Raw genomic sequence first — 5,001 nt, 5'->3', positions numbered from 1 at the left:
ACAACGGCAAAGAATTTTGTGGACATCAAGAGTTGAGTCAGAAACTAGGAGCAGATTTTTATTTTGCTACTCCTTATCATTCGTGGGAGAGGGGATTAAACGAGCATACCAATGGACTGTTAAGACAATTTTTCCCCAAGGAAACGAATTTTAAAATCGTTAAGCCAGAGGAGGTGGAAAGAGCCGTAAACTTAATTAACAATCGTCCTCGAAAATGTCTTGACTATCAGACCCCCAATGAGGTATTCTATCAAGCTAGATCAGATAGTGATGCAATTCAGACTTGCATCGGCTGTTCTTGGTCTCAATCTTAACACATCACAGGAGAACTTATGTCTATCGAAGCCGTCAGACAGTTTAATGAAATTGCTAAGAGTGATCTAGAAATTCAAGGTAGTCTAGAACTAACAACAGATGTCCAAAGTTTAATGGATCTTACTGTTATACTGGCTTCTGAGAGAGGCTTCAGCTTTACCTCTGAAGATCTGGCAGAATACTACTCCGAAGAAAGTAGAAGACTTCCTGATATATCTCTCAGAAATGTGATGCTTTTAACTAAAAAAAAATCTGCGTTCGAAAGCGATCCGGAAGTTTGTGATCGATTGCCTTTCTTAGCTCGTGAAATCTGCCGAAAACTCAATTCTTAAAGAAAGCGGGTTTCTTAGAAAACGGGTTTCTTTAAGAAACCCGTTTTCTAATCTCTTAAACGGCTAAACTGAGAATAGCTGCCTGTCTTGACTCTCATTTCTCAGATTGTAAAATAATGCAAATTTATCTTGACTATAGTGCCACTACCCCCACTCATCCCCAAGTGATCGAGCGGGTTGCCACTATTCTGCGGCATCATTGGGGCAATCCCTCCAGTTTACACACTTGGGGACAGGATACGGCGACAGTCATCGAAATGGCTAGAGAACAGGTAGCAGGGTTAATTAATGCCAATCCAGACCAGATTATCTTCACTTCTGGCGGCACGGAAGCCGATAATTTAGCGATTATCGGGGTTGCTCAACAGTATAACCGCCCCCGTCATATAATTATTTCTAGTGTGGAACATTCGGCGATCGCTGAACCCTGTAAACAATTAGAGCAGCAAGGTTGGCAAATTACTCGTCTTCCCGTCAATCGTCAAGGTAGGGTGAATCCTTTAGACCTAAAAGCCGCAATTCAAAGCGATACGGTCTTAATTTCCATTATTTACGGACAAAGTGAGGTGGGAACCCTACAACCGATTGAAGAATTGGGCAGCATTGCCAGAGAAAGGGGAGTGCTTTTTCACACCGATGCGGTGCAGGTGGCGGCAAGATGCGCGATTGATGTGCGGAAACTGCCCGTAGATTTATTATCTCTTTCCAGCCATAAAATTTATGGAATGCAAGGATCGGGAGCTTTATACATCAGAGCCGGTGTCGATATTTTACCATTACTGCGGGGCGGTGGCCAGGAAAAAGGTCTGCGATCGGGAACCCCAGCCGTACCGGTGATCGCAGCTTTCGGTTTAGCGGCTGAATTAGCCCAAAAAGACTTAATTAGCGAAAAAATGCGTTTAATCGCCCTGCGAGATCGATTATTTGACCTCTTAGCCGATTATCCTTATCTGCTGCCCACGGGGGACCGATTCTATCGTTTACCCCACCACGTCAGCTTTATTGTCCGTCCCGACGATGACAGTCAGATCACGGGAAAACAGCTAGTTCGTCAGCTTAATTTAGCAGGAATCGGCATTAGTTCTGGGTCCGCCTGTCATAGTGGCAAACTTTCCCCTAGTCCAATTTTAAAAGCTATGGGCTACAGCGATCGAGAAGCATTAGCGGGAATTCGTTTAACCCTGGGAAGGGACACCAGCGCAGCCGATATTGATTGGACGGCTCTAGTATTAAAACAAGTGATCGATCGCTGTTTATCTGCTTTAATTGTGAGCAAGAGTTAGTTTATGACTCAAATTGCCCTTCGATCAAGATAATTTCGCCAAAATCGGGAATCCATGCCACCCAACGGCCCTGATCCTGTTCACAGAGTAGTAGCGCTTCATCAAAGCTGTATGGAGAGGGGAGCATTCTGAGTTGTACCCATGTGTTTGCTTGGGGACAAGTAACAACGGCAGTAGTGCGGTATTGTAGTAAAGACATACACAGATCACCCTGATAATTCTGTATCTAAATTTACAAACAAACCGATGACTGTGGGTAACTTTGTTTTAAATCTTTACATCTTTACCTGAGTTCTTGCATCATTAATTTTTGAGAGGGCAAAAATGAGAAAAATAAGCATAAAGTTGCATAAAATCACCAAATAGAGCATTTAATTGATTAATGCTCATTCTTAATTCTCCTGACGACTGACTACTGGCTCCTTACTCCTCACCTAAAGGAAGATTTTTGATTTTTGCAAGAGGTCTATTTAGGGCTTGCTGAATAAATCTAAAAACCTTGTTGGATAAGGCTTTTAGACTTTTTTGACCTCAAAAAGTGCCGACCATTGGAGGGATTGGGGGTAAAATTCAGGTACTTTTTCCCTGAAAATTAGGTAACTGACTACCTCAAAATCGGTAAAACCCTACACCCCACACCCCACACCCCACACCCTGCCCCCACCAACAAACTTTTTCAGCAGACCCTATTTATTCGGCCAATCCTAGTTATGATCATTACTGGTACATGATAGTTGATAACTGGTAATGGTAAGTTCTTTCCCTCGCACCTATAAAATCGCCGTCATCGGTGACATTCACGACCAATGGGAAATAGAAGATAATTTAGCTCTAGAAGCTTTACAAGTGGATTTAGCCCTATTTGTGGGGGATTTTGGCAATGAATCCCTAGAAGTTGTCAGTCGGATTGCTAGTTTGTCCTTACCAAAAGCCGTTATTCTCGGTAATCATGACGCGTGGTATAGCGCCACCCCTTGGGGACGAAAACAATGTCCCTACGATCGCAACAAGGAAGATCGTGTCACCGCCCAGTTAGAATTATTAGGGGTTGCTCATGTGGGTTACTCAAAACTAGACCTACCCAGTTTAGAGCTTTCGATTGTTGGGGGTCGTCCCTTTACTTGGGGGGGTTCCGAGTGGAAAAATGGGGAATTTTTTCAAGAACGCTATAATATCAGCAGTTTTGCCGAATCTACTGCCAAAATTATCGCTAATATTCAAGATACTGCCTATAATAACCTGATTTTTTTAGGTCACAATGGTCCAGCCGGACTGGGAAAGGAAGCGGAAGCTATCTGTGGTCGGGATTGGCAACCCTTGGGAGGGGACCACGGGGATCCGGATTTAGCAGCGGCCATCGCACAAGCACAGCTATTAGGAAAACAGGTTCCTCTCGTCAGTTTCGGTCATATGCACCACCGTCTCCGTCATACTACTTCCCGTTTACGCAATCCCGTGGTCACTTCCGAGATGGGAACTGTTTATCTGAATGCTGCCAGTGTCCCTCGCATTCTCCACTCCGATAAGGGTAAATCTCGCAATTTTTCCCTAGTCACTCTTGAAGAAGGTCTAGTCACAGAAGCATCTTTAATCTGGTTGAACGATAATTTCGAGATTATCAGTAATAGAAAACTTTATCACTCCGGGGCATCAATTGATCGGCTAAGCTTTTACGCATTTAAGTTACATTGACAGCATTACCCTTATTTTTAAGTTTTCTACTCCATTTAATAATCAATCCCCCTTCATTTAAAAGCTGATTGACTACTTTTTCCAGTTCTTCTTTATTTTCAAATTCTCGATTAGCTATGTATTCTTTAGCGGAATGCCACACTAATTCTATTAGGTGGTAATCTGGACTATAAGCTGGTAAAAACTCTAGCCTAATATTGGGCAACTCTTTTTCCACCTGCTCAATAACATCTTTCTTTTTGTGATAACTAGCATTGTCTAATATAATGATAATCTTAGGTCACTTTTCTCGAAAATCTTCGGGCAGATTTCCCAAGTTTATCCATTCTTGACGAATCTCTTCATGAAGTTTCTTTAATTGTTCATGGAAAGTTTCTGAATTTCCTTTTTTGATCATAAAACAGACTCGTTTTTTGTCATTATATCTTAAGGCTCCCATCACATTCACCCTTCCTCTTTTTCTTTGTCCATTCACTTTTTTTCGCTTTCCTTTTTTTGTCCAAGCTCTCCTTCTTATTACTCTCAAACTAAATCCACACTCATGAGGAGCTGTGTGGCGAACCTGCGTCGCCACCTTGAAAGCCCCGTCTCAAAACCATACCTGGATTGACTCTGGCTTTTCTTTAGCCAACCTTAAATATTCATCTAATTTTTCTTTAAATGCTTTTCTTAATTTCTTGTCTTGCTTATCTTCTAGACTATATTTCGCCCAGATATACACATACTTTTTTCTTCTCAATATTCTTCTCACTTGCGAGCCACTCAGTTTAATTCCTGTTTCCTTTTCTAGATGCTCTGCTAATCTTGCCGCTGTCCATCTCCCGAATTCATATCCAAATTCCTTCGGGTCTTCATCAACTATTTTCAATAGTAAATTAATATATTCCTCTGTGGCTTTTTTATGATTTCCATTTTTTCTCCCATCTTCTAGACTTTCTAAATTGTTAGGATCGCCGTGAACACACCAATAGGCGACCGTTTTGAGTGAACAGCCAATAAAATCAGCTAAGTACCCAAGCAAAATTAATTACACATTTCGATGAAGCTTTTGCCTCTTGCCTATCTTCACTGGGAAATTTATGGCTCTTCGTTACTTGTTATGGTTCGATAGGGGGGCATAAATTGACTAAATCCTTCTCTGGCAAGAGACTTAATTGATGAGTTCGCTCTAGATAAAAAACAATTGACAAAAATCGCCAAATGCCTTTCTACATAAGGAGTCCATCCCTTATAACCCCGGGAGCATCCCAATTTTGCAATAAGTATAAATGCTTAGAGACTAAAAACGTTAGCTAAGGCAAAATAAAGAGAAACAATTAAACGGTAGAATCATGAATACAGACCAAAAAGAACAACTAGATCAACATTTAAAAGCCATT

General features: G+C 41.5%; 5 protein-coding genes and 1 pseudogene. 4 read left to right on the top strand and 2 right to left on the bottom strand.

Going from position 1 to position 5,001, the window contains the following annotated elements; genetic code table 11:
* The 3 genes from IM507_RS02260 to IM507_RS02250 form a co-directional block, all read left to right on the top strand.
* Window positions 1–314, top strand: a 314-nt coding sequence (locus tag IM507_RS02260; protein WP_287636484.1) for an IS30 family transposase, incomplete at its 5' end; no start/stop codon positions are given.
* 18 nt (window positions 315–332) lie between these two features.
* Window positions 333–647 (top strand): Nif11-like leader peptide family natural product precursor, encoded by a 315-nt coding sequence (locus IM507_RS02255; protein WP_002738273.1) that lies wholly within the window; start codon window positions 333–335, stop codon window positions 645–647.
* A gap of 116 nt (window positions 648–763) precedes the next feature.
* Window positions 764–1,930, top strand: coding sequence for a cysteine desulfurase family protein (locus tag IM507_RS02250; protein ID WP_002737766.1), 1,167 nt, complete (start codon window positions 764–766; stop codon window positions 1,928–1,930).
* 1 nt (window position 1,931) lies between these two features.
* Here the strand turns inward: IM507_RS02250 and IM507_RS02245 are convergent, their stop codons facing one another.
* A complete protein-coding gene (locus tag IM507_RS02245; protein WP_002736283.1) occupies window positions 1,932–2,129 on the bottom strand; it encodes a hypothetical protein in 198 nt (65 codons plus the stop codon).
* 548 nt (window positions 2,130–2,677) lie between these two features.
* On the opposite strand from IM507_RS02245, the gene IM507_RS02240 reads away from it, so the two are divergent.
* Window positions 2,678–3,622: a TIGR04168 family protein gene (locus IM507_RS02240; protein ID WP_123230415.1), complete on the top strand. Its 945-nt coding sequence runs from the start codon at window positions 2,678–2,680 to the stop codon at window positions 3,620–3,622.
* On the opposite strand, the pseudogene IM507_RS02235 reads toward IM507_RS02240, so the two are convergent.
* Window positions 3,609–4,631: pseudogene (locus tag IM507_RS02235) on the bottom strand (IS630-like element ISMae23 family transposase); the annotation flags it as partial. The gene IM507_RS02240 and the pseudogene IM507_RS02235 sit on opposite strands and share 14 nt — an antisense overlap.
* Window positions 4,632–5,001 lie beyond the last annotated feature (370 nt).

Source organism: Microcystis sp. M20BS1, from assembly GCF_020245305.1.
In the GTDB taxonomy this organism is placed as follows: domain Bacteria; phylum Cyanobacteriota; class Cyanobacteriia; order Cyanobacteriales; family Microcystaceae; genus Microcystis; species Microcystis ichthyoblabe_A.
Note: the sequence above shows the minus strand (reverse complement) of the source record. Positions and strands in the feature narration are given on the sequence as shown.

What these genes read in the sequence shown, in the direction of transcription:
- IM507_RS02240 (WP_123230415.1), top strand. Translation starts at nt 2,678, where the DNA reads ATGGTAAGTTCTTTCCCTCGCACCTATAAAATCGCCGTCATCGGTGAC.
- IM507_RS02250 (WP_002737766.1), top strand. Translation starts at nt 764, where the DNA reads ATGCAAATTTATCTTGACTATAGTGCCACTACCCCCACTCATCCCCAA.
- IM507_RS02255 (WP_002738273.1), top strand. Translation starts at nt 333, where the DNA reads ATGTCTATCGAAGCCGTCAGACAGTTTAATGAAATTGCTAAGAGTGAT.
- IM507_RS02245 (WP_002736283.1), bottom strand. Translation starts at nt 2,129, where the DNA reads ATGTCTTTACTACAATACCGCACTACTGCCGTTGTTACTTGTCCCCAA.